The following is a 22,058-nucleotide window of genomic DNA, read 5'->3' as shown; positions in this document are numbered from 1 at the left end:
TTCGGATTTAAAATCGGCGCAAGTGACGCCGCAAAGCTTGTGCGCACAGACCACGGGTATAAACTCGGGACAGTTTGAAGCCTGAGCAAGGAAGGTCAGTTTTCAGATGACACTGCGCATATCAGGAAAACACATGGACATCGGCGATGCGTTCCGTACGCGCATCAACGACCGTGTCGGAGAAGTGATCGGGAAATATTTCGATCGGGGCTTTTCAGGGCAAATTGTAGTCGTCAAATCGGGGTCGCGCTACACGGCCGATTGCATGATCCGGCTGGATTCCGGCGCTTCGCTGCAGGCGACCGGTGAAGCCCAGGACCCGACGCTCGCTTTCGAGGCGGCGGCGGATCGCCTCGAAACCCGCCTTCGGCGCTACAAGCGTCGGCTGAAGTCACATAATTCAGGCAATGCCAACGGCGAGCTCACCGACATCGCCTATACGGTGATGGCGCCGCTTGCCGACGACGACGAGGAAATACCGGAGAATTTCGCGCCAGCCATCGTCGCCGAATCAACCATGACGCTGCGGACCATGTCGGTGGCGTCAGCCGTGATCGAGCTCGACACCAAGGACAGCCCGGTTCTCGTCTTCCGCAATGCCGGAACCGAGCATCTCAATATCGTCTATCGCCGGCCGGACGGAAATATCGGCTGGATCGACCCGTCTACGACCAAGGTCGCGCAGGGATGACGGCCAAGGCCGCACTGGGATAAAGCACCAAGCCGCACGCGAGAGTGAGGGCTGGCGACGGTAGGCGAACGAGGGATTTCAAGTATGGATCTGAGCGATCTCATCAACGTTCCGGCAATCTTGCCGGCGTTGAAGGCGAACTCCAAGAAGCAACTGCTGCAAATGCTGTCCGAAAGGGCTGCGGCGATTGCCGGCATTCCGGAACGGGAGGTGTTCGACACCATCCTGCAGCGTGAACGGCTGGGCTCGACCGGTGTCGGCAATGGCATTGCCATTCCGCATGGCAAGCTGGCGGGGGTGAAGCGGATCGCCGGGGTTTTCGCCCGGCTGGAGACGCCGGTCGATTTCGAGGCGCTGGACGACCAGCCGGTCGATCTGGTGTTCCTGCTTTTGGCGCCCGAAGGCGCCGGCGCCGACCACCTCAAGGCGCTGTCGCGCATCGCGCGGGTGCTGCGCGACGCCGACACGGTGGCCAAGATAAGGGGCACCCGCGACGCCGCAGCGATCCACGCGCTTTTGTCGGACACGCAGGCCTCGCATGCAGCCTGAGCTTTTTTGATCAGATCCGTTGAAGGGCCGCCGTGAGCGGCCCTGTCCGTTTCCAATCAGATCGCTGCGCCGTATTGTTAGTGGATGGGGACAGGGGTCAGGTCGTTCTCCAGGGCGCCAGCCAGCGCTCTGTCACGAGCGTCTGAAAGCAGGATCGGCTGGCCATTGGCGGCAAACAGGGCCCACAGTTCCAGGCCGGGCGCGATTTCGCCGAGGCCCGGGAAACGGCCGCGCAGATCGTCGCTCGACACTTTCCTGAGATAGGCGACCGAGCCTTCGCCGAGATGGGCGAATTCGCCGCTGGTCATGATGAGGTTTTCGTCAGTTCTGGTCATTTCAAGCCTCCTTGGCGCGAGGACGCCGCTCAAGGCCGCCTCGCATGAGAGCCATTTGAGCGCCGTGTGTCCAATTGCACACACAAAGGACGCTCTAACACTTCAATTTGCTGCATCATGCTTTCCGAAAATCGGTTCCGATTTTCCGGCCGATGCAGTGGTAAGGATCAGTCTTTCACCGATATATTTATTTTCCGTACCATCCGTTCGGATTCGGGCCGATCGAGATCGATCGCCAAAAGGCCGTTCTTCAGCTCCGCCGCGATCACCCGCATGCCGTCGGCCAGCACGAAACAGCGCTGGAACTGGCGTGCGGCAATGCCGCGATGAAGGAATTCGCGCTCGGTGTCATCGTTCTGACGGCCGCGCACGACCAACTGGTTCTCCTCCGTGGTCACATCGAGATCGTTTTCGGCGAAACCGGCGACAGCGAGCGTGATACGCAGCCTTTCGGCCTTCCCGTCGGCACCGCTGAGGCGCTCGATGTTGTAGGGAGGGTAGCTGTCACCCGACTTCGCCAGACGTTCCAGGGTCTTTTCCATGGCGTCGAAACCCAGGAGCAGCGGGCTAGAAAAAGGCGTCATTCGGCTCATGTTACACTGTCCTCTCAAGAGCGACATAAAGTGGAAAAACCCAGATGGCATTTTTCCCGATGGCCTTGATATGGTCCGCCCCGCGGTCAAGTTCAAGCCGTCAAAAGCCCCGCCCAAAAAGACTCCCCAAACAAGGAACTGAAATGCCCGAATCCCGCAAGATCATCATCGACACGGATCCCGGCCAGGATGATGCCGTCGCCATTTTGCTGGCACTCGGCAGCGCCGAGCTGGAGATCGTCGGAATGACCGCCGTTGCCGGCAACGTGCCGCTGAGGCTCACCGAAAAGAACGCACGCAAGATCTGCGAACTGGCCGGCAGGCCAGACATCAAAGTCTATGCCGGCGCCATCCGCCCGCTGGCGCGTGAACTGGTCACCGCCGAGGAGGTGCATGGCGAGACCGGTCTCAATGGACCGCAATTGCCCGAACCGACAATGAAGCTGCAGGACCAGTATGCCGTCGATTTCATCGTCGAGACACTGATGAAGGAAGAGAGCGGCACGATCACGCTCTGCGCGCTCGGGCCGCTCACCAACATAGCGCTGGCGCTGATCCGCGAGCCGAAGATCGCGCCGCGCATCAAGGAAATCGTACTGATGGGCGGCGGCTTCTTCGAAGGCGGCAATGTAACCCCGACCGCCGAATTCAACATTTATGTCGACCCGCATGCCGCCGATGTCGTGTTCAAATCCGGCATCCCAATCGTCATGATGCCGCTCGACGTCACTCACAAGGCGCTGACCACGGCCAAGCGCACCCAGGCCTTCCGCAAGCTCGGCACCAGAGTCGGCACAGCTACGACGGAGATGCTGGAATTCTTCGAGCGCTTCGACGAAGAGAAATACGGCACCGATGGCGGACCGCTGCACGACCCTTGCGTCATCGCCTACCTGTTGAAGCCGGAGCTGTTCAGGGGCCGCAACTGCAACGTTACCGTGGAAACCGCCTCGGAGCTCACCATGGGCATGACCGTGATCGACTGGTGGGGCGTGACCAAGCGACCGAACAACGCCATGGTGATGCGCGACATCGACCACGATGCGTTTTTCGCGCTGCTGCTGGAAAGGCTTGGCCGGCTTTAGAGCCGCTCACTCACTCATCGAGCAATTGGTACGTTTCGGTGCCATTGAGACGGTACCGCCGCTCGATCGCAACTTCTGATCCGATCGCTCGCGGCATTGCTGCGTTACCATATACGAATACCAGGAGGTCATTTTCGTTGAGACGGATTCCGTACTGATAACGGAAACCTCTTCCGATCCACGCTTCGGGGCTCGGAGGAACATTCAGAACGTTGACCACAGTGCCAGTCGTCGACTCCACATCGATGATTGGGCTGCTCCGCCTTGCAATCAGTGCGCCGATTGCCAGAATGCAGACACCGACCACAAGGCTGGTGACGATGCCCCGGAGATTTTCCCGCAGTATTAGCAAGGTGAGGGCCAGCCGCGCTCTTGCCATACGGTTCACTCCGGAAACCCGTAGAAGACGAAGCCGTTGTCGCGCGTGACGCGCTCTATGGCGACACGCGCACCGATAAGATGCGGCCGATCGTCGTCGATGAAGACAGATGAACCGTCCTCGAACAGCATATAGACACTCTGGCCTTTGCCCCAATGCTCACTTTTGACCGTGGCACCGATTGGCTCGACCGAGCGGATCGGGCTGGCGTCATTCGTCCACTTGTGCGGATCCAAGGCAAGCAACGCCAGAAACAACGATGCGATCAGGATCACGCCGATCGCGAGCCTTTTCACATCCGCAAAAGTCCATGGCACCGGCATGAATCCCCAACCATCGGTTCATGTGGTGCACAGAAGGCCGACTTTCAATCGGCCTTCCTGTCCAGGAGATCGCTGGTTGCGTCCCGGCTCTCGGCCGCCGTTACTTCGCCTTAGAAAACGCCAGCCACAGGCCGCCGCCGATCAGGAAACTGCCGCTGATTCTGGACATGAGCTTGATGCGGCCGGCCGAGAGCAGGCGTCCGGCGCGGCCAGCGGCCAGCGCGAAGGTCGAATCCGACACGGCGGCGAAGATCAGTGCGGTGAGACCCATGACGAGGATCTGCAACGCGTAGTTACCTTCAGGGGCGACGAACTGCGGAAAGAAGGCGCCGAAGAACACCAGCGTCTTGGGATTGCTGATCGCCACCAGCAGGCCTTGCAGGAAGAAGCCGCCGCGCGGTGTCTTCGCCGATCCGTCGGCGTTCAGCTTGCCCTTGGAGCGGAACATCTGCACACCCATCCAGATCAGATAGGCAGCGCCGATCAGCCTGACCCATTCGAACCAATGGCCCATGCCCGCGATCAGCGAAGTCAATCCGATGCCGACAATGGCAATCATGATGGCCAGCCCGGCCTGCGTGCCGGCGACGTTGGCGAGGCCGGCGCGGGAGCCATGGCGGATGCTGTTGGCGATGATCAGAGTGACCGTCGGTCCAGGCACCAGGACAATGACGATACAGGCAACGACATAAGTAGCGTAGAGTTCCAGCGACATGGTTTTCCTCGACAGTATGCGGCTTGCGACGCGGCCGACCGTGATCAATGCATGACAGTAACGCAGGTGCAAGCCGGCAGCACATGTCGCTGGGAGCCCTGACCTGGATTTTAGGCTCCGGCCTGCCATGGCAGCGTCGTCTCGTAGGCCGCCGCCGCTCTCAGCACGGCCATGTCGCCGCGCGGCCGTCCGATCAATTGCAAGCCCATCGGCCTGCCTCTGGCATCGAAGCCCGCCGGTACGTTGACCGCAGGGCAGCCGCCCAGCGTGGCGAACGCTGAAACCTGCATCCAGCGGTGATAGCTGTCCATGGCACGCCCGGCCACTTGCGTCGGCCAGTGGGTGGAGACCTCGGAGGGGAAGATCTGCGCAGTCGGCAATGCGACGAGGTCGAAGCGGTCGAAGAGCGATAGTAGGGTTTTGTGCCAGGACGAGCGCCTCACCGTGGCGGCGTGGATCTGCAGCGCCGTGAGCTGAAGCGCGTGTTCCACCTCCCACACGGCCTCCGGCTTCAGAAGACTGCGTTTCAGGGGATCGTCGTAATGGGCCTTGAGCGCACAACCGCTGCTCGCCTGGCGCAGCGTCACAAAGGCCTGCCACAGCGCTTCGAAGTTGAAATCCGGTACCAGCGCTTCGGTCTGAAAGGATACGTCGGCGAATCGGCCGAGCGCGGCCTCGCAAAGCTGTAGAATGCCGGGTTCAACCGGAAGATGGCCGCCAAGATCGCCGAACCAGGCGATGCGGCCGCCGGTCGTCGGCGTTCGAAGCCCTTCGAGGAACGAGCCGAGCTTGTGATGTGAGAGCGGCGCGCGAGGGTCGTAGCCAGCCTGCTCGTCGAGCAGCAGCGCCATGTCGCGCACGTTGCGGCCCATCGGCCCTTCGACTCCCATCTGCGCGTGAAAGACGTCAAGCTCGGGGCCGGCCGGGACAAGTCCCTGCGACGGACGGAAGCCATAGACATTGTTATAGGCGGCCGGGTTGCGCAGCGAGCCGCCAAAGTCGCTGCCGTCGGCGACAGGCACCATGTCGAGCGCCAGTGCGACCGCCGCGCCGCCGCTCGAACCGCCGGCGGTCAGGGCCGGATCGAAAGCGTTGAGCGTCGGACCGAACACGGTGTTGTAGGTGTTGGAACCAAGGCCGAATTCGGGAACGTTGGTCTTGCCGATTATGATGGCGCCGGCCTTGCGGATGCGCTCGACGAAGAAGTCGTCCTCCTGCGGAACGAAATCGGCGAAGATCGGCGACCCGAAAGTGGTCCTGAGGCCTTTTGTCAGCGCAAGATCTTTTATCGCAATCGGCAGGCCGAACAGCGATCCGGCATCTCCTCCTCGCGCTAGATGGCTGTCCGCCGTGTCGGCCTCTTGCAGGGTGTCGGCACGGTCGCGCAGCGAGACGATGGCGTTGACCAGCGGGTTCACGGCGTCGATCCGGTCGAGGAATGCCGTCATCACCTCGCGCACCGACAACTGCCGGCGCCTGATCGCGTCGGCAAGATCCACGGCGGACAGGCGGCAGATGTTGCCGGCGGGCGGCACGGCATGTTTTGTGGCCGGACGCATGGCTTTCACCTAGCTGGCGGAATTTGTAGCGCCGCGTCGACTTCCTTCGCCAGCGGGATCGCCGGCTGGGCGCCGGGTTTCAGGCAAGCCAGCGAACCAGCGGCTGCGGCACGGGCGAGCGCCTGATCGAGCGGCAGGCCGGATGACAGCCCGGCGGCGAAGTAGCCGCAAAACGTGTCGCCGGCGCCGACCGTGTCGACAGGGGTGATCTTCAGCGCCGGAACCATCAGAAGATCGGCTGGCGTGGCAGCCAGAACGCCGTCACCGCCGAGCGTGACTACGATTGTGCGGCCGGTCTTCCCGGCGTAATCGCGCATCCGCGCCGGGCGATCACGGCCGCTCAGCGACAGCGCCTCGCCATAGAGGTCGAATTCGGTTTCATTTGCGACGACATAGTCGGCCTTGCCGAGGAAGGCGGCCGCCTCGCCACGGAATGGTGCCGTGTTAAGCACGGTGACCGTGCCTGCCGCCCGTGCGACGTCCAGTGCTGCTTCGACAGTCTGAAGCGGGATCTCCTGCTGCAACAGGACGACATCGCCCTTTTTCATGAAAGCCTTGGAAAGGTCGCCTGTCACGACCGAATCATTGGCGCCGGGCACCACGGCAATCACGTTCTCGCCGTCGTCGGCGACCATGATCAATGCCGTGCCGGTCGAGGCGAAGGTCTCGCCGACACCGGAAAGGTCGATCTTGCCGTCCCGCAGCAGCGTCAGCGCTTCATTGGCGAAGTTGTCCTTGCCGACCGCGCCGACCATGCGCACTTTGGCGCCGGCGCGCGCCGCGGCCAGCGCCTGGTTGGCGCCCTTGCCGCCGGGTGCGGTGGTGAAGCCGGAGCCCCGAACCGTCTCGCCCGGTGCGGGCAAGCGGTCGACATTGGCGATTAGATCGAGGTTGATCGAGCCGATAACGATTATCAAGTGGTGCCTCCCTGCTGACGCATCGTGCTTTCCGAAAATCGGAGTCGATTTTTGGAAAGCACGATACGTAGAAAGTGCTAGAGCGTACTTTCCGAATGGACGCACGTCGCTCTAATTGCGCGGGAAGCTACTCCGTAAGGCCGCTGCTTGCCAGACCGCGCGAGATGAACTCGTGCGCTGGCGCCCGAATCTATGGGCGTTTCATCAAGAACCAACGTGTCCCGCTTCCCAGCCAAGGATGGCGCGTTTGCGGGTCAGGCCCCAGTGGTAGCCGGTGAGCGCGCCTGATTTGCCGAGAGCCCGGTGGCACGGCACCACGAAGGACATCGGATTGGCGCCGACCGCGGCACCCACCGCCCGGCTGGCACTCGGTGCGCCGATGCGGGCGGCGATCGAGGAATAGGTGCAGGCCTTGCCCATCGGAATGCGCAGCAGAGCCTCCCAGACGCGGACCTGAAAGTCGGTGCCGATCAAGACGATGCGCAGCGGCTGGTCGGCGCGCCAAAGTGCCGGGTCGAAGATGCGCGCGGCATAGGGCGCCGTCGCGGCCATGTCCTCGACATAGGTTGCGTTTGGCCAGCGGGCGGACATGTCGGCAAAGGCCGCGCGCTCGCCGCCGGCATCGCTGAAGGCGAGGCCGGCAAGCCCACGGTCGGTGACCATGATCAGGGCAATGCCGAAGGGCGAGATGTGGTAGCCGTATCGGATCGTCAGCCCGGCGCCGCGGGTCTTGTAGTCACCCGGCGACATCGCCTCGTGAGTGACGAAAAGGTCGTGCAACCGGCCGGGGCCTGACATGCCGACCTCGAAAGAGGTCTCGAGCAGCGGCATGCCGGAATCGAGCAGTTTGCGCGCGTGGTCTAGCGTGACAGCCTGGAGGAAGGCCTTGGGCGACAGGCCGGCCCAGCGGGTGAAGAGCTTCTGCAGGCCGGTCGGCGTCTCGCCGACTTCCTCGGCCAGTATTTCGAGCGACGGCTGGTCACGGTAGTCAAGGCTGATCTTCTCGATCGCGCGCCGAACAACTTCGTAGTCACCCCCTTCGGGTGTGATGTCTTTCTGAAGGACTGCTGTCGTCTTGAGAGGCATTTGGGCGTTCATGGGACTATCTCCTTGGCCGTGAATATCGGCCTTCGCGGCGCCGATCACCACCCGAAACTTGCCTTCTTGCCGCTCTTCCCCAGATGGAATTGGCTTCGGGAAACGAGCCGATGATGGCTGGCTAAAAGGTGATCTCCCCAAGGAGAAGGAGACGCTGCTAATCACCGTCTTGACAAGGCACTGGAGACGGCCTCAATCGCTGCTGAAAGACCATTTCGCGGACGAGGCGGTTTGCTCAGCGCGCTTTCGCGGTCGCCAAGGCGCGCGAAAAGGCTGACGCAAAGCTCTCGCGGTCGTCGGGATTGAGGAAACCGCCGATCGGCACATTCTGCCCTTGTGCTTCTACCGCCATCCTGGTGATGCCGATCTCGGCGTGGCGGGCGACCGAAAAACGCGCCCAGAACGGATTGAAGCGGTGCGCTTCCGATTTGCCTGACGGCGCGGTCTTGCGGATGTCGAGGCTGGTGCGCGAGACCCACACTTCCTCGCGGGCGCGGGCGGCACGATAATTGGCGCGAAAGGCGATGTAGACGGCAATCACGTCGAAACCGAGGAAGCCGAACACCGGCCAGGCACCGCGCGACAGGAAAAACGCTCCGGTCACCAGCGAGCCGAACAGCAGAGCGCCCATCAGGATGGCAAAGCCGGTTTTGCCCAGCGACCGATGCGGTATCAGCAACGCCTGGAAGAATGGCTCGTCGGCCTCAAATGAGGCGTTTGTGTCGCTCATGACGGGATATTATAGGAAGGGAATGACGAGCCCCAAGCCCAAAAATTCCTCTACACCCAAAAATGAACCGCTCCCCGGCCGACGCGACGGCGCGAACGCCAAACCGCGTGCCCGGCCGGTGCGGTCCTCCTACAGCCCGGCCGAGGTGCACGAGATTTTCCGACGCTTTTCCGTTCAGCGGCCCGAGCCGAAGGGCGAGCTCGAACATGTCAACGCCTTCACGCTGCTGGTGGCGGTGGTGCTTTCGGCACAGGCGACCGATGTCGGCGTCAACAAAGCAACGCGGGCGCTGTTCAAGGTCGCCGACACGCCGCAAAAGATGCTGGCGCTCGGCGAGGCCAAGGTCGGCGAGTATATCCGCACCGTCGGGCTTTGGCGCAACAAGGCCAAGAACGTCATTGCGCTGTCGGAAGCGCTGATCCGCGACCATGGCGGCGAGGTGCCTGACGACCGCGACCAACTGGTCAAGCTCCCGGGCGTCGGGCGCAAGACCGCCAATGTCGTGCTCAACATGGCCTTCGGCCAGCACACGATGGCGGTCGACACGCATATCTTCCGCATCGGCAATCGGCTGGAACTGGCGCCCGGCAAAACGCCGGAGCAGGTCGAGCAGGGGCTGTTGAGGATCATTCCGGACGAATATATGCGCCATGCGCATCACTGGCTGATTCTGCATGGGCGCTATGTCTGCAAGGCGCGCAAGCCGGATTGCCCGCTCTGTGTAATCGCCGACATCTGCAAGGCCGAGGAGAAGACGAATAGTGTTCCGGCGCCGCTGGTCGAAATTGCGCCGCTCGAACCCGTAGGCGAAATTCAGTAGCCGTAGCCGCGCGCCATCGCCGCGGCGAAGACCGGGATCAGCAGGAAAATGAAAGCTTCGGCGCGGACATAAGTTCGAACGGATGCAAGTTGCGCCGCCGGCACTTGAAAACCGGGGCTGGCCGAGGCCTGCCTGTTCCAGGAAACAAAGCGGACCGTCGGGATAATCGACAACAGGCCGACGGTGACGAAGGCCGCCATCTTTGCCCAGAACACCCAGTTGTAGACGTAGAATTCCCAGCCCTTCAGGCCGAAGATGACGCGGCCGATGCCGACGACGATGATCAGCATGGCGATGATGCCATAATGGCGATCGATGCCGACAAGCCGCCGGAGCGTCGCGGCGGGCAGATCGCCGCGGATCAAGACAAATTCGGCGCCGATGATGCCCGCCAGCGAAAACACCAGCAGATGATGAAAGATGGCAAGCAGAAGATCGGTGGTATCCATGCCCTTTTCCCTCCGTCGGATGGCACAGCGGACGCTGAATCAGCTGCTGGTAAAAGTAGCACCGCTGGGCAGGATTCACATTGGACTGGAAGATGATCTGCACAGGCTTTGGCTCTTGTCTGGTGCAGGCAATTTGGATCTCTGTCGCATATCGTTTTTCCCAAAACCGCCGAGCATCCTCGGTCAAGCCCAAGTGGGCAGGCTTCCTGGGCGACATGCACTAAGCACAGGCAAACGCAACTGAGGCATGACACATGATCAATCCACAGGCGCTCGTCGCTCCCGTCATTGAAACGCCGCGCACCGTGCTGCGACCACACCAGCTCGACGATTTTGATACCTATGTCGCCATGTGGGCCGATCCGGCCGTCACTCGCTTCATCGGCGGCAAGCCGCGCACTCGGGAGGAAAGCTGGATGCGCTTCCTGCGTCATGCCGGCCTGTGGTCGCTGCTGGGCTACGGCTTTTGGGCGATCGAGGACAAGGCATCCGGCCGCTTCATCGGCGAGGCCGGCTTTCACGATCTGAAGCGCGACATGGTGCCGTCGATCGAAGGCGTTCCGGAAGCCGGTTGGGCATTGGCCCCGAGCGCACATGGCAAAGGGTTCGCCAGCGAAGTCGTCGGACGGGTTCTCGCCTGGGGCGACGAGGCATTCGGGCGCGCAAGGACCGTCTGCATCATCGATCCGGAAAACACCGCGTCATTGAACATCGCGGCAAAATGCGGCTACAGGGAGGTGCTGCGGACCACCTATCACGACGATGCGACGATCCTGCTGGAACGGCAGGCTTGAGGATGCTGCCTGTCATCTTGTGGTTCTTGTCAGGCCGAATCGAGGCTTTTTACGCCTTCCGTCTCGGCACCGGCTTTGCGGGCCGCCTGTTCGAGCATCGAGGCGTCTTCGCCGAAAGCGCGGGTGGCGCGCGCGGCTGCCTCGATCAGCGGGTTTTTCATGCGCTGGAGAAAGGCCGCGTCGACGCGCGTGCTCGGGCCGGACAGCGTCAATGCCCCGAGCAAGGTGGGGCCCGGCCCGAACACCGGTGCCGAGACGCCGGCCGTCTCGGGGTCGCGGTCGCCGACCGACAAACAATGGTAGGTTTTGCGGATCGTCTCGTAAGGCTCGCCCTGCTGACCGGAAAACGCCGCAAGCACGCGGCCGCCCGAACCGGCCAGCAACGGCAGGACGTCGCCTTCCCGTATGGTGTAGCGGATGGGATGCTTGGACTCGACGCGGTAGAGACAGGTGCGCACGTCGCCCGAACGGACATAGAAAGCGACGCTTTCCCAACTTCGCTCGGCCAGATCGCGCATGATCGGCAGCAGAATGTCGATCGCTACAACCGAACGCTGGTATAGGGCACCCAGCCGGAAGGTGGCAGGGCCGACACGGTAGCGGCCATCGTCGAGACGCTCCAGCAACTGCCCGCGCAGCAATGAGTTGGCCAGCCTCAGGATCGTGCTCTTGTAGAGGCCGGTCCGCGCCGCGATTTCGGCCAAGCTAAGCGACCGGTCGGCAGTAGCGAAAGCATCGAGGATGGCAATCGCACGATCGAGCGCGGCAACGCCGTTGGTCGACGCAGGCTCGGATTGTGTTACGGTTATCTGCTTGACCACGTCGTTCCGTTCCCAGTTGGACAGAAGGGCCGATCGGAGCAATTGTGCCGCATGCAGATAGTTCTGTCCAGTAGAATGCCATTCCGGTTGACAGAACGAGGCAAAGACTGCATGAATTTTCGTCGAGCGGGTCTGAATTCAGGCTACGTTGCTGGCAGGCACCAGAGGAGGTGTCGTGATTGGAGGAATCCCATGCTGAACAGACGCAGATTTTTAACGAGCACCGCTGCCGCCGGCGCTGCCGGCTTCGCAGCGTTGCATCTCTCGCCCGCTTTCGCGCAGGACGCACCGCAGATCCAGATCTTCGTGCCGGCAGCGCCCGGCGGCGGCTGGGATCAGACGGCGCGCACGATGGACCAGGTGCTGCGCAGTGAGAAGCTGATCTCCGGTTCGCAGATCACCAATGTCGGCGGCGCCGGCGGCACAGTCGGCCTGCCGCAATTCATCAGCCAGTGGAACGGCAAGGGCAATTCGCTGATGGTTGCCGGCATGGTCATGGTTGGCGCCATCATCGCCAACAAATCCGCCAACAATCTCACGGAAGTCACGCCGATTGCCCGCCTCACCGGCGAATTCGAGGCGCTTGTGGTGCCGGCGGCCTCGCCGTTCAAGACCGCAGCGGATTTCGTCGCCGCCCTGAAGGCCGATCCGACCAAGGTTCCGGTGGCTGGCGGTTCGGCCGGCGGCTCGGACCATATATTGTTCGGCCTTATCGCGAAAACGGCCGGTGTCCCGGCAGCCAACCTCTCCTACGTGCCGTTCGCCGGCGGCGGCGAGGCGCTGTCGGCGCTTCTCGGCAACCAGGTCGCGGCCGGCATTTCCGGCTACGGCGAGTTCTCCGAACAGGTCAAGGCAGGCGCGCTTCGGCTGCTCGCCATTTCCGCGGACAAGCGCCAGGAAGGCATCGACGCACCGACGCTGAAGGAAGCCGGCATCGATGTCGAATTGTTCAACTGGCGCGGCGTCTTCGCACCGCCGGGCGTTTCCGACGCCGACAAGGCGGCGATGATCACGCTGGTCGAGACCATGGCCAAAAGCGATGCCTGGGCCACCGAATGCAAAAACCGGAACTGGACGCAAATCCTGCTCACCGGCGATGCCTATGCGAAATTTCTCGCCGAAGACACGACCCGGATCGCAGCCATCCTCAAGGACCTCGGCCTTGCCTGATGTGCTCGGAGAGGGGCGGTCTGCACTGCCCCTCTCCGAAGTTCGCCAGCCGCATGGACATGCGATCCAGCGCGAGTGAAACTGCGGTAAGGTCGGCTGTGGGAGACCGGCCTATCCAGGGAGGACGATCATGAGCACCACCGACCAGCAGGCGGCGCGGCCGCGCCTTGCCGTGCCCGAATTGCTGATCGGCATCGGGCTTCTCGCCTGCGCCGGCGCAGTTGCCTGGCAAACCCTGTCGATTCCGGTGTCGCCGCTCTACTCGAAGGTCGGCCCCACCGTCTTCCCCTACATCACCATGGTCGGCATGACGATCCTTTCCCTCCTGCTGATCGTCGCTGCCCTGCGGGGCGGCTGGCAACCGGAGGAAGAAAAGGAAACGCCGACCGACTGGAAGGCGATGGGCATCGTCGCCGTCGGATTGGTCGCGAACCTTGTGCTGATCCAGCCGCTTGGCTTCACCGCGGCCTCGGTGATCATGTTCGTTCTCATTTGCCACGGGTTCGGCAGCAGACATCCGCTGCGTGATGTGCTGCTCGGCCTGATCCTGGCGCTTGCCGCCTATTTCGGCTTCGCCAGGGCGCTCGGCGTCAATATCGGCGCCGGCTTCATCGAGAACCAGCTGAACACGGGTCTCGATTCGATTATCCGTATGTTGAGAGGCTGAAGCCATGGAAACGCTCAGCCATCTTGCGCACGGATTTTCGGTCGCTTTTACGCCGGTCAATCTCATGTGGTGCCTGCTCGGCACGACACTGGGGACCGCGATCGGCGTGCTGCCCGGCCTCGGACCGGCGCTGACCATCGCGCTGCTTTTGCCGATCACCTATCAGGTGGCACCGGAAGCATCCTTCATCCTGTTTGCCGGTATCTATTACGGCGCCATGTATGGTGGTTCGACGACATCGATCCTGCTCAACACGCCGGGCGAAAGTGCAACCATCGTCACTGCGCTGGAAGGCAACAGGATGGCCCGTTCCGGCCGCGGCGGCGCGGCACTCGCCACTTCGGCGATCGGCTCGTTCGTCGCCGGCACACTCGGCACGCTGGGTGTCGCTTTCCTTGCCCCGGTCGTGGTCAAATTCGCGCTGTCTTTCGGCCCGGCCGAATATTTTTCGCTGATGGTGCTGGCATTCATCACGGTTTCGGCGGTGCTCGGCTCGTCGTCGGTGCGCGGCCTGACCAGCCTGTTCATCGGCTTCGTCATCGGCATGATCGGCGTCGACCTGCAGACCGGGCAGCCGCGTTTCACCTTCGGCATGAGCCAACTGCTCGACGGCGTCGACGTGATCGTCGTCGCCGTCGGCCTCTTTGCGGTCGGCGAGACGTTCTACATGGCCTCGCGCCGCTATGCCGGCAAGGACGAGATCGTGCCGCTGAAGGGCTCGCTCTACATGACGGCGGTCGAATGGGCACGCTCGTGGAAGGCTTGGCTGCGCGGCGCCTTGCTCGGCTTCCCGATCGGCGCCCTGCCGGCCGGCGGCGCCGAGATCCCGACCTTCCTGTCCTATGCTATCGAGAAGAAGCTCTCCAAACACAAGGAGGAGTTCGGCACGGTGGGCGCCATCGAAGGCGTTGCCGGGCCGGAAGCCGCCAACAATGCATCGGCCGCCGGCGTGCTGGTGCCGATGCTGACGCTCGGCCTGCCGACTTCGGCGACGGCCGCGATCATGCTGTCGGCCTTCCAGAGCTATGGCATCAACCCCGGGCCGATGCTGTTCATGACGCAGGCCAATCTGGTCTGGGGGCTGATCGCCAGCCTGTTCATCGCCAACATCATTCTCGTCATCCTCAACCTGCCGCTGATCGGGTTGTGGGTGCGGCTGCTGAAAATCCCGGCGCCGCAGCTCTATGCCGGCATCCTGGTGTTCGCCACGGTCGGCACCTACGGTATTTCGCAGTCGCCGACCGACCTCGTCATCCTCTATCTGCTCGGCGGGGCCGGATTCCTGATGCGGCGCTTCGATTTCCCGACGGCGCCGGTCATCATCGGCATGATCCTGTGGCCACTCGCCGAGACCCAGTTCCGCCGGGCAATGACCATCTCGAACGGCGACTGGTCGGTGTTCTATACGCATCCGCTGTCGCTGACGCTGCTGACGCTTGCGTTCATCGGGCTGATCGGGCCGCATATCTGGGCCTACATCGAGCACAGGCGCAGGCGTGGACCCGAGCATGTGCCGGGCGATGCCTGATCTGTTTGTGAGATCATGACCGATCTGCTGTCCGGTATCCGCGTCCTCGACCTGACCAATGTTCTGGCTGGCCCTTACTGCGCCTATCAGCTGGCGCTGCTCGGGGGTGACGTGATCAAGGTCGAGGCGCCGCAAGGCGGCGACCTGGCGCGCCAGCTCGGCGGCTCGCCGGAACTCAACAGTGCCGGAATGGGCGCTTCGTTCCTGGCGCAGAACGCCGGCAAACGATCGGTGGTGCTCGATCTCAAGCAAGAGGCCGGTCGCGAACGCTTTCTCGATCTGGTCGCCTCCGCCGACGCGCTGGTCGAGAATTTCCGCCCCGGCGTGATGGACCGGCTGGGGCTTGGCTTTGCGAGGCTGAAGGAGGTCCGCCCCAGCCTTGTCTATTGCGCGATTTCGGGCTTCGGCCAGACCGGGCCGATGCGCGACAATCCTGCCTACGACCAGATCATCCAGGGCCTTTCAGGTATCATGAGCATCACCGGCACACCGGAGACCGCGCCGCTGCGTGTCGGTTATCCGGTCGCCGACACGCTGGGCGGGCTGGTCGGGGCGTTCGCCATCGCCGCGGCACTCGTGAAGCAGAAGACGACAGGCGAGGGCGCCTTCCTCGACGTGTCGATGCTCGAATGCACGCTCTCTGCGCTGGGCTGGCCGGTCTCCAACTACCTGACGGCTGACGTCGAGCCGCAGCCGATGGGCAATGAGAACATGACGGCTGCACCTTCCGGGACATTTCGCACCGGCGACGGTCTGCTCAACATCGCCGCCAACAAACAGGAGCAGTTCGTGGCGCTCTGCCGGCTGGTCGGGCTGCCGGAGCTGGCGTCAGACCCGCGCTTTGCCGAGCGCGAGACGCGCAAGCGCAACCGCATCGCCCTGAAGGCACTGATCGAGGATGCCCTGGCGAACAGCTCGGCCGCAGCCTGGGAGGAGACGCTCAATCGCGCAGGCGTGCCGGCGGGCAGGGTGCTGACGATCCCGCAAGTGCTGGCCGAGCAGCAAGTGATCGAGCGCGAGATGACCACCCGTTTCGATGGCATGCCGAGTATCGACCGGCCGCTGACCGTCGTGCGCGGCGGGTTCATGGTCGATGGTGCGGCACCCTTGCCGACCAAGCCGCCGCCGGCGCTGGGCGAGCATATGGACGAGGTGTTTGCCGGTCTGCCGCCGCGCGTCAAGAAAAGGGCGCAGGGATGAGCGACGCGAGGACATGAGCAACGTTGGGAAAAAAACCGGCCGCGAGCGCGGCGAGGAATGGTGGCAGACCGATATCATCGAAATGCGCCCTGGCGTGATCCGGCTGCGCGGCTATGAGATCCAGGACCTGATCGGCCGCGTCAGCTTTCCGGCGATGATCTGGCTGATGCTGCGCGGCGAACTGCCTGGTAAGGAGCAGGCGGCGCTGCTCGGCATCGCGCTCGGTGCCGCCGTCGACCACGGGCCGCAGGCGCCGTCAATCGCCATCGCACGCATGGCGGCTACCTGCGGCGTCGGCATCAACAGCGCCATGGCCTCAGCCATAAATGTGCTTGGCGACGTGCATGGCGGCGCTGGCGAGCAGGCGCTTGCCTTCTACGGCGACATCGCCGCGGCACTGGACGCAGGAGTGACGCTTGCCGATGCCGTCGCGTCGCGGCTCGATCGTATCTTCGCCGAGGAAAAATCCTATGTGCCGGGGCTCGGGCACCGCTTCCACCCGGTCGATCCGCGGGCGCCGCGCCTCATTGAGCTGACCCGCGATTTTGCCGCGCGCGGCATCATCAGTGGACGTTTCGCCGACATCGCCGAGGCTGTTGAGGCCGATGTCACGCGGCGCAAGGGCAAGAAGATCCCGCTCAACATCGACGGCGCCACCGCCGTCCTCTATGGCGAGCTCGGCTTTCCGCCGCCGCTGACACGCGGCCTTTTCGTGCTCTCGCGCTCGGTCGGCATATTGGCGCATGCGTGGGAACAGTCGCAACAGAGCGGCCGCAACAAGGGACCACTGCCGCGCGAATGGTTGTGGGCCTATACCGGCACGCCGGTGCGGCCTTTTCCTCAGGGAGATGACGACTCCAAATGAGGCCTTGGTTCAGGTTCGCCAGCGGGCGCTGGATGGGGAACTTTCAAGTTCTTCAGCAGCGTTGAAAGATCGGGCTCGTCGATAAGCGCTGCTGCGTCTGCCAGCGTCAGCCATGCTCGATGCCGCCTTTTGGCTTCCTGCCAATTGGCCAGCTCCTCCGTCACCGCCAGCAGGTAGACGATGACGTCGACGCGGACGAAGCGGTTTGTCAGCCGCTTCCAGTAGGAATAGGTGCCGGCCGGCTGCTTCAGCGTCTTGCCGAGGACGCCGGCTTCCTCCTGCGCTTCGATGGTGGCTGCCTTGCGCCCACTCTTGCCCTTCATCGGCCAGCCCTTGGGCACGATAAAGCGCATTGTCGATATCGAGGTGACCAGCATCACCTCGACGTTGCCATGCTCGCTCAGCCGAAAAGGAATCGCCGCGACCTGCCGGATATGCTCGCCCTTCCTCGCCTTGCGTACAACCTTCTTCTTGGTGGCTGCCATTCCCGAGATCCAATCAGGGCAGTGCCCAAGCACAAAGGCACGTTGCGAAAATCAAACCGCCTTTGATGCTACTTCAAGTGGAGCGGTATTCAAGGCTATAAGCCGGCTAAATAAATGAAAAGCGTCGGCTCATCAGCGGCAGGTGCTGATAAAGCGGCTGCCCGACCGCCGCAACTGGCACGTAGGCCTCATCTGCTGAATATCAGGCCGTTGCGGCGCCACCTCGCGATCCTGGGCACGGAACTGCTGTTGCTGCTGCTGGTATCGCTGCCGCCGCAGCCTGTTCTCCAGCATCTGCAATTCGTTTTGCAGGACCAGCGCGTTGCGGTTGGCGGGAGTGACGATCTGCGCGGAGACAGCCGTGTCCGACAGCATCGCTGTTGCCAGCATTGCCGACATGAAGATCGTCGATGGGCGAAGCGGCGACATCCATTCATTCCCGCACCAAACTGGAGCCTCCAATCATATAGGGCATTTGCCCGGTGATGCCATGGCTAAAGCCTCGCGGGGCGGAATTGGCGGGTTGAGTTACCGGAAATCAAAAGCCGGCCGACCCATGCGTGCCGGGCAAGGGGATAAATCTCGAGATCGGCGACAAGAATTTGAGGGCATCCTGCAGCTCAGCACTTGTCCGGCCGCCGGTTGCCTGGTGCCCGTGGCATTCAACGCGAAAATCACGCCGCTGCTCAAGGCCGCCACCATTTTTGAGAATTAATGCGGTCGCGCTCGATACAGGCTAGCCGATCAGCTTTCCCATCTCATTGGCCGGCTCCAGCGGCGCGCTTTCTCGAACCGCGGAACTCTCGGCCGATTGAGCGTTGTCCACCAGGATTATATTCAATCCACTTCGCGCAGACGATATCCGACGCCGGTTTCGGTGGTGATGTAACGCGGCTGGTCGGGCGTTTTCTCGATCTTTTGCCTGAGCTGCCGCACATAGACCCTGAGATACTGCACGTCGGTCGAATCGCCCCAGACCTGCCTCAAAAGAAACTGGTGGGTGAGAACCTTGCCGGCGTGCTGCACGAGGATGCGCAGGATGTCGTACTCCTTCGGCGAGAGCTTTATCTCCCTGCCCTCGATCGTGACGATGCGCTTCACCAGATCGACCGTGAGATCGCCGGTGTGGAAGACCGGCTTCTCACCCTGCTGCTGGAACTTGTGGCGGAGCGCCACGCGGATGCGCGCGACAAGCTCGTTCATGCCGAACGGCTTGATGACATAGTCGTCGGCGCCGAGCTCAAGTGCCGAGACGATGCCGGTCTCGTCGGTGCGGCTGGACAGGATGACCACGGGAACATCCAGGCCGTCATCCCGCCATTTGCGCAGCAATTCGTGGCCGCCCATGCCGGGCAGGCCGAGATCGAGCAGGATCAGGTCCGGCCTTTCCGTCTCCATGAGTTCGATCGCCGCCTTGGCGTTCGGCGCCTCGCTGATTGCATAGCCCTGGCTGCCAAGGCCGACGCGGAGCAGCTTGCGGATCGGCGGTTCGTCATCGACGACCAATATCCTGACGTCCAGGTTCGTCATGGCAGGTCATCCATGTCGGGTTCGTTCACATGTTGGTCTGCCGGTACCGGCATCCTGATGGTGAAAACCGCACCCGAGCGGTCGGTCCTGTTGGCCGCCGAAATCGTGCCGCCCATCGCCTCGATGAAGCCGCGGCAGATCGAGAGTCCGAGCCCGGTGCCGGCACGGACCTGATCGCCCTTTCGCACCCGGTGGAACGTGTCGAAAATGCGCTCCAGGTCCGCTGGCGGAATGCCTGGCCCCTCGTCCATGATCTGCACGATGACGAAACCATTGTCGGCCCAGCCCTGCAGGCGGATCGTCGAAGCTGGCGGCGCGTATTTAGCGGCATTGTCGAGGAGGTTGAACAGCGCCTGCTCGAACAAGACGGGATCGACCCTCAACATCGGCAAATCCGTGGGAATGTCCATTTCGGTCTTGTGTTCGCCGATGATTTTTCTGGCTCGATGCAAGGCGGTGCCGACAATATCGCCGACATAGTGGAATGCGTAGTTCGGCTCCATCGCACCGGATTCGATCTTGGTCATGTCGAGCAAATTGGCGATGAAGCGGTTCAGCCGTTCCGATTCGTCGAGCACGGTCGACAGCAGGTCCGCCCGGTCCGCTTCGGGAAGCGCCGGCGCAAATTCCCGCAAGGTACCGGCGGCGCCCATGATGGCGGCCAGCGGCGTTTTCAGATCATGGGAAATCGAGGTCAGCAGCGCCGAGCGCAGGCGGTCCGCCTCGGCCTCGAGCTTGGCCCGGTCGACGTCGGCAACAAGCTGGATGCGTTCGATGGCGACTGCCGCCTGATCGGCGAGGGCGTCGAGGAGGCGCTTCTGTTCGGGAGTCAGCAGCGGGCCTTGCTTGTCGTTGTCGAGGCCGACGACGCCGACAGCGGTGCGCCCGGTCCGCAGCGGAAGATATAGGCGTTTTGCCCCGGGAAGCGTATCGGCGCCACGGCCCGCAGCGCGATCGTGCTCCCAGGCCCAACGGGCGGCTGCGATGTCTGCCTCGGCCAGCGTGTCGTCAGGCGGATAGCCGGCCTTGACGGTGATCGAACCATTCTCCGGCAAAAGCAGCACCACGCGCAGCTTCAGCATCGAGGCAATCTGGAAGGCTGTGGCCCACAGTACGTCGTCCAGCGTGCCGGCGCCGGCGAGCTTCTTTGAGAAGAGATAGATATCTTCCGTGGCGCGTGCCCGTGATCGGGCGGCGACCGCCTGCCGCTGCACACGCGCCGTCAGATTGCTGGCAATGACCGCAACAACCAGGAAGACAGCCAGCGCAACGATGCTCTCCGGATCGTGGATCGTGAGCGTGTAGCGTGGTTCCAGGAAGAAATAGTTGAAGGCAATGGCGCTGATGAGGCAGGCATACAAGGCCGGCCAGAGACCGCCGGTCACCGCCGACGTCAGGACCCCGATGAGAAAGATGATCGCCAGATTGCGGACGTCGAGAAACTGGTGGAGAAGGAGGGCGCAGGCGAGCGAGCCAACAACATAGGCCGTGGCCTTGAGATAGGGCCAGATCTCGAATTGCCACTGTTCGTCCGCCGCCTTGACGGTCCTCGACGTCGCCTCGGCGTTGCGTTCGTTTCCCGAAATGACATGGACGCTGATGTCGCCGGCATTTCGGATGAGATCATAAGTGAGCGAGCCTTCGATCAATTCCCGCCAGCGCGATCGGGTCGGCCTGCCGATCACGATATGGGTGAAGTTGTTCGCGGTCGCATGGCGAACGATGTCCTGCGCGACGTTCTGACCTGGAATGGTCGTTACCTCGGCGCCGAGCTGCTCGGCAAGGCGCAGCAGCGTCGCCAGCCGATCCTTGTCCTCCTCCGACATCGCGGCTGAACGAGGGGTATCGACATGAAGCGCCGTCCAGGGGGCGCGGAGCCGGTCGGCCAACCTCCGCGCATAGCGGACACGGGCCGCCCCGCCCGGACGAGCATCGACGCAGACGAGAACCCTTTCCCCCGCCGCCCAGGGTCCGGGTATGGCGTGGGCCTGCATGTGGGTCAGCAACTGCTCGTCGACGCGCTGGGCGGTGCGGCGGAGCGCCAGTTCCCTGAGCGCCGTCAAATTGCCCGGCGAGAAATAGTTCTCGATGGCGCGCTGGGCGGTGCTGGGGATATAAACCTTGCCCTCCTCGAGCCGCTTGATCAGGTCGTCGGGAGTGAGATCGATGATCTCGATGTCGTCGGCTTGGTCGATGACGGAGTCTGGAACCGTCTCGCGCACTCTGACGCGCGTGATCTGCGCCACGACATCGTTCAGGCTTTCGACATGCTGGATGTTGAGCGTCGTGTAGACGTCGATACCGTGCGTCAGGATTTCCTGAACGTCGAGATAGCGCTTGGGATGGCGGCTGCCCGGCGCGTTGGTATGGGCGAGCTCGTCGACGAGGACCAGCGCTGGAAGCCGGGCAAGGATGGCGTCGAGATCCATTTCCTCCAGGATGCGCCCCTTGTAGTCGACCTGGCGACGGGGAAGCACCTCATAGCCGTCGACCAGCACCTGGGTTTCTTTCCGCCCGTGCGTCTCGACGACGCCGATCACCACGTCCACCCCGTCGGCCAATCTTGCACGGCCCGACATCAGCATTTCATAAGTCTTGCCGACACCGGGTGCTGCGCCCAGGAATATCCGCAGACGACCGCGCGCCTCCCGCTCCGCATGGTCAAGCAGCGCGTCAGGTGAGGGTCTGGTTTCGTTGCGGCTGTCGTCCTGCATCATAATCGATCATGAATGGCGCCGGGGATGGTGTCGATCCC

Annotated in this window: 26 protein-coding genes; 11 read left to right on the top strand and 15 right to left on the bottom strand. The window is 62.7% G+C overall.

Going from position 1 to position 22,058, the window contains the following annotated elements:
* Positions 1–106: 106 nt before the first annotated feature.
* Entirely contained in the window at positions 107–691 is a 585-nt protein-coding gene (gene hpf / locus CIT31_RS21260; protein ID WP_065010135.1) for a ribosome hibernation-promoting factor, HPF/YfiA family, read from the top strand.
* A gap of 84 nt (positions 692–775) precedes the next feature.
* On the top strand, positions 776–1,240 hold the full coding sequence (gene ptsN / locus CIT31_RS21255; protein WP_023797448.1) for a PTS IIA-like nitrogen regulatory protein PtsN: 465 nt from the start codon (positions 776–778) through the stop codon (positions 1,238–1,240).
* Between the two features lie 77 nt (positions 1,241–1,317).
* Here ptsN and CIT31_RS21250 read toward each other — a convergent pair whose 3' ends face one another.
* Both CIT31_RS21250 and CIT31_RS21245 read right to left on the bottom strand, forming a co-directional pair.
* Positions 1,318–1,575 (bottom strand): BQ00720 family protein, encoded by a 258-nt coding sequence (locus CIT31_RS21250; RefSeq protein WP_029348168.1) that lies wholly within the window; start codon positions 1,573–1,575, stop codon positions 1,318–1,320.
* 167 nt (positions 1,576–1,742) lie between these two features.
* Entirely contained in the window at positions 1,743–2,168 is a 426-nt protein-coding gene (locus CIT31_RS21245; protein WP_065010134.1) for an Hsp20 family protein, read from the bottom strand.
* A 143-nt stretch (positions 2,169–2,311) separates the two neighbouring features.
* On the opposite strand from CIT31_RS21245, the gene CIT31_RS21240 reads away from it, so the two are divergent.
* Positions 2,312–3,253: a nucleoside hydrolase gene (locus tag CIT31_RS21240; protein WP_065010133.1), complete on the top strand. Its 942-nt coding sequence runs from the start codon at positions 2,312–2,314 to the stop codon at positions 3,251–3,253.
* A 10-nt stretch (positions 3,254–3,263) separates the two neighbouring features.
* Here the strand turns inward: CIT31_RS21240 and CIT31_RS21235 are convergent, their stop codons facing one another.
* The 7 genes from CIT31_RS21235 to CIT31_RS21205 all read right to left on the bottom strand — a co-directional run bounded on the left by CIT31_RS21235 (position 3,264) and on the right by CIT31_RS21205 (position 8,974).
* Positions 3,264–3,632, bottom strand: a complete 369-nt coding sequence (locus tag CIT31_RS21235) for a hypothetical protein (protein WP_095520246.1) — start codon at positions 3,630–3,632, stop codon at positions 3,264–3,266.
* 5 nt (positions 3,633–3,637) lie between these two features.
* Entirely contained in the window at positions 3,638–3,928 is a 291-nt protein-coding gene (locus CIT31_RS21230) for a hypothetical protein (RefSeq protein WP_245316423.1), read from the bottom strand.
* A 127-nt stretch (positions 3,929–4,055) separates the two neighbouring features.
* Positions 4,056–4,670 carry a LysE family translocator gene (locus CIT31_RS21225; protein ID WP_095520335.1) on the bottom strand — a complete coding sequence of 205 codons (615 nt, stop codon included), beginning with the start codon at positions 4,668–4,670 and terminating at the stop codon, positions 4,056–4,058.
* Positions 4,671–4,780: 110 nt separating this feature from the next.
* Positions 4,781–6,229, bottom strand: a complete 1,449-nt coding sequence (locus CIT31_RS21220) for an amidase (RefSeq protein ID WP_095520334.1) — start codon at positions 6,227–6,229, stop codon at positions 4,781–4,783.
* 5 nt (positions 6,230–6,234) lie between these two features.
* Complete coding sequence (locus tag CIT31_RS21215) at positions 6,235–7,146, bottom strand: ribokinase (protein WP_095520244.1); 912 nt, start codon at positions 7,144–7,146, stop codon at positions 6,235–6,237.
* A 204-nt stretch (positions 7,147–7,350) separates the two neighbouring features.
* Positions 7,351–8,244, bottom strand: a complete 894-nt coding sequence (locus CIT31_RS21210; protein WP_095520333.1) for a methylated-DNA--[protein]-cysteine S-methyltransferase — start codon at positions 8,242–8,244, stop codon at positions 7,351–7,353.
* 235 nt (positions 8,245–8,479) lie between these two features.
* Positions 8,480–8,974, bottom strand: a complete 495-nt coding sequence (locus tag CIT31_RS21205; RefSeq protein ID WP_095520243.1) for a DUF2244 domain-containing protein — start codon at positions 8,972–8,974, stop codon at positions 8,480–8,482.
* 22 nt (positions 8,975–8,996) lie between these two features.
* Here CIT31_RS21205 and nth point away from each other — a divergent pair, with 22 nt between their 5' ends.
* Positions 8,997–9,794 carry an endonuclease III gene (gene nth, locus CIT31_RS21200; RefSeq protein ID WP_095520242.1) on the top strand — a complete coding sequence of 266 codons (798 nt, stop codon included), beginning with the start codon at positions 8,997–8,999 and terminating at the stop codon, positions 9,792–9,794.
* Here the strand turns inward: nth and CIT31_RS21195 are convergent.
* The gene (locus tag CIT31_RS21195; RefSeq protein ID WP_095520241.1) at positions 9,788–10,243 is read right to left on the bottom strand and encodes a DUF2214 family protein; all 456 of its coding nucleotides are present in this window, start codon (positions 10,241–10,243) and stop codon (positions 9,788–9,790) included. The two genes, nth and CIT31_RS21195, sit on opposite strands and share 7 nt — an antisense overlap.
* Before the next feature lie 254 nt (positions 10,244–10,497).
* Between CIT31_RS21195 and CIT31_RS21190 the strand changes: the two genes are divergently transcribed.
* The gene (locus CIT31_RS21190) at positions 10,498–11,037 is read left to right on the top strand and encodes a GNAT family N-acetyltransferase (protein WP_095520240.1); all 540 of its coding nucleotides are present in this window, start codon (positions 10,498–10,500) and stop codon (positions 11,035–11,037) included.
* A 29-nt stretch (positions 11,038–11,066) separates the two neighbouring features.
* On the opposite strand, the gene CIT31_RS21185 is transcribed toward CIT31_RS21190, so the two are convergent.
* Positions 11,067–11,858, bottom strand: coding sequence for an IclR family transcriptional regulator (locus tag CIT31_RS21185; protein ID WP_084831605.1), 792 nt, complete (start codon positions 11,856–11,858; stop codon positions 11,067–11,069).
* Positions 11,859–12,050: 192 nt separating this feature from the next.
* Between CIT31_RS21185 and CIT31_RS21180 the strand changes: the two genes are divergently transcribed.
* From CIT31_RS21180 to CIT31_RS21160, 5 genes are all read left to right on the top strand, one after another.
* Complete coding sequence (locus CIT31_RS21180; RefSeq protein WP_095520239.1) at positions 12,051–13,028, top strand: Bug family tripartite tricarboxylate transporter substrate binding protein; 978 nt, start codon at positions 12,051–12,053, stop codon at positions 13,026–13,028.
* Between the two features lie 130 nt (positions 13,029–13,158).
* A complete protein-coding gene (locus CIT31_RS21175; protein WP_095520238.1) occupies positions 13,159–13,695 on the top strand; it encodes a tripartite tricarboxylate transporter TctB family protein in 537 nt (178 codons plus the stop codon).
* A 4-nt stretch (positions 13,696–13,699) separates the two neighbouring features.
* Positions 13,700–15,223 (top strand): tripartite tricarboxylate transporter permease, encoded by a 1,524-nt coding sequence (locus tag CIT31_RS21170; RefSeq protein ID WP_095520237.1) that lies wholly within the window; start codon positions 13,700–13,702, stop codon positions 15,221–15,223.
* Positions 15,224–15,238: 15 nt separating this feature from the next.
* Entirely contained in the window at positions 15,239–16,423 is a 1,185-nt protein-coding gene (locus tag CIT31_RS21165; protein WP_095520236.1) for a CaiB/BaiF CoA transferase family protein, read from the top strand.
* Between the two features lie 13 nt (positions 16,424–16,436).
* A complete protein-coding gene (locus CIT31_RS21160) occupies positions 16,437–17,288 on the top strand; it encodes a citryl-CoA lyase (protein ID WP_095520235.1) in 852 nt (283 codons plus the stop codon).
* Here CIT31_RS21160 and CIT31_RS21155 read toward each other — a convergent pair.
* Positions 17,264–17,773, bottom strand: a complete 510-nt coding sequence (locus tag CIT31_RS21155) for an NUDIX hydrolase (RefSeq protein WP_095520234.1) — start codon at positions 17,771–17,773, stop codon at positions 17,264–17,266. The genes CIT31_RS21160 and CIT31_RS21155 overlap by 25 nt on opposite strands.
* Before the next feature lie 132 nt (positions 17,774–17,905).
* Entirely contained in the window at positions 17,906–18,148 is a 243-nt protein-coding gene (locus CIT31_RS21150; protein WP_245316422.1) for a hypothetical protein, read from the bottom strand.
* Here CIT31_RS21150 and CIT31_RS35295 point away from each other — a divergent pair.
* On the top strand, positions 18,135–18,488 hold the full coding sequence (locus tag CIT31_RS35295; RefSeq protein WP_245316421.1) for a hypothetical protein: 354 nt from the start codon (positions 18,135–18,137) through the stop codon (positions 18,486–18,488). The genes CIT31_RS21150 and CIT31_RS35295 overlap by 14 nt on opposite strands.
* 122 nt (positions 18,489–18,610) lie before the next feature.
* Here CIT31_RS35295 and CIT31_RS21140 read toward each other — a convergent pair whose 3' ends face one another.
* The gene (locus tag CIT31_RS21140) at positions 18,611–19,303 is read right to left on the bottom strand and encodes a response regulator transcription factor (protein WP_095520232.1); all 693 of its coding nucleotides are present in this window, start codon (positions 19,301–19,303) and stop codon (positions 18,611–18,613) included.
* Positions 19,300–22,017, bottom strand: coding sequence for a sensor histidine kinase (locus tag CIT31_RS21135; RefSeq protein ID WP_095520332.1), 2,718 nt, complete (start codon positions 22,015–22,017; stop codon positions 19,300–19,302). The genes CIT31_RS21140 and CIT31_RS21135 overlap by 4 nt, the downstream gene beginning before the upstream one ends.
* Positions 22,018–22,058 lie beyond the last annotated feature (41 nt).

Source organism: Mesorhizobium wenxiniae (assembly GCF_002284535.1).
Classification (GTDB): Bacteria; Pseudomonadota; Alphaproteobacteria; order Rhizobiales; family Rhizobiaceae; genus Mesorhizobium; species Mesorhizobium wenxiniae.
The sequence above is the reverse complement of the archived record's forward strand: the minus strand, read 5'-3'. Positions and strand labels throughout refer to the sequence as shown.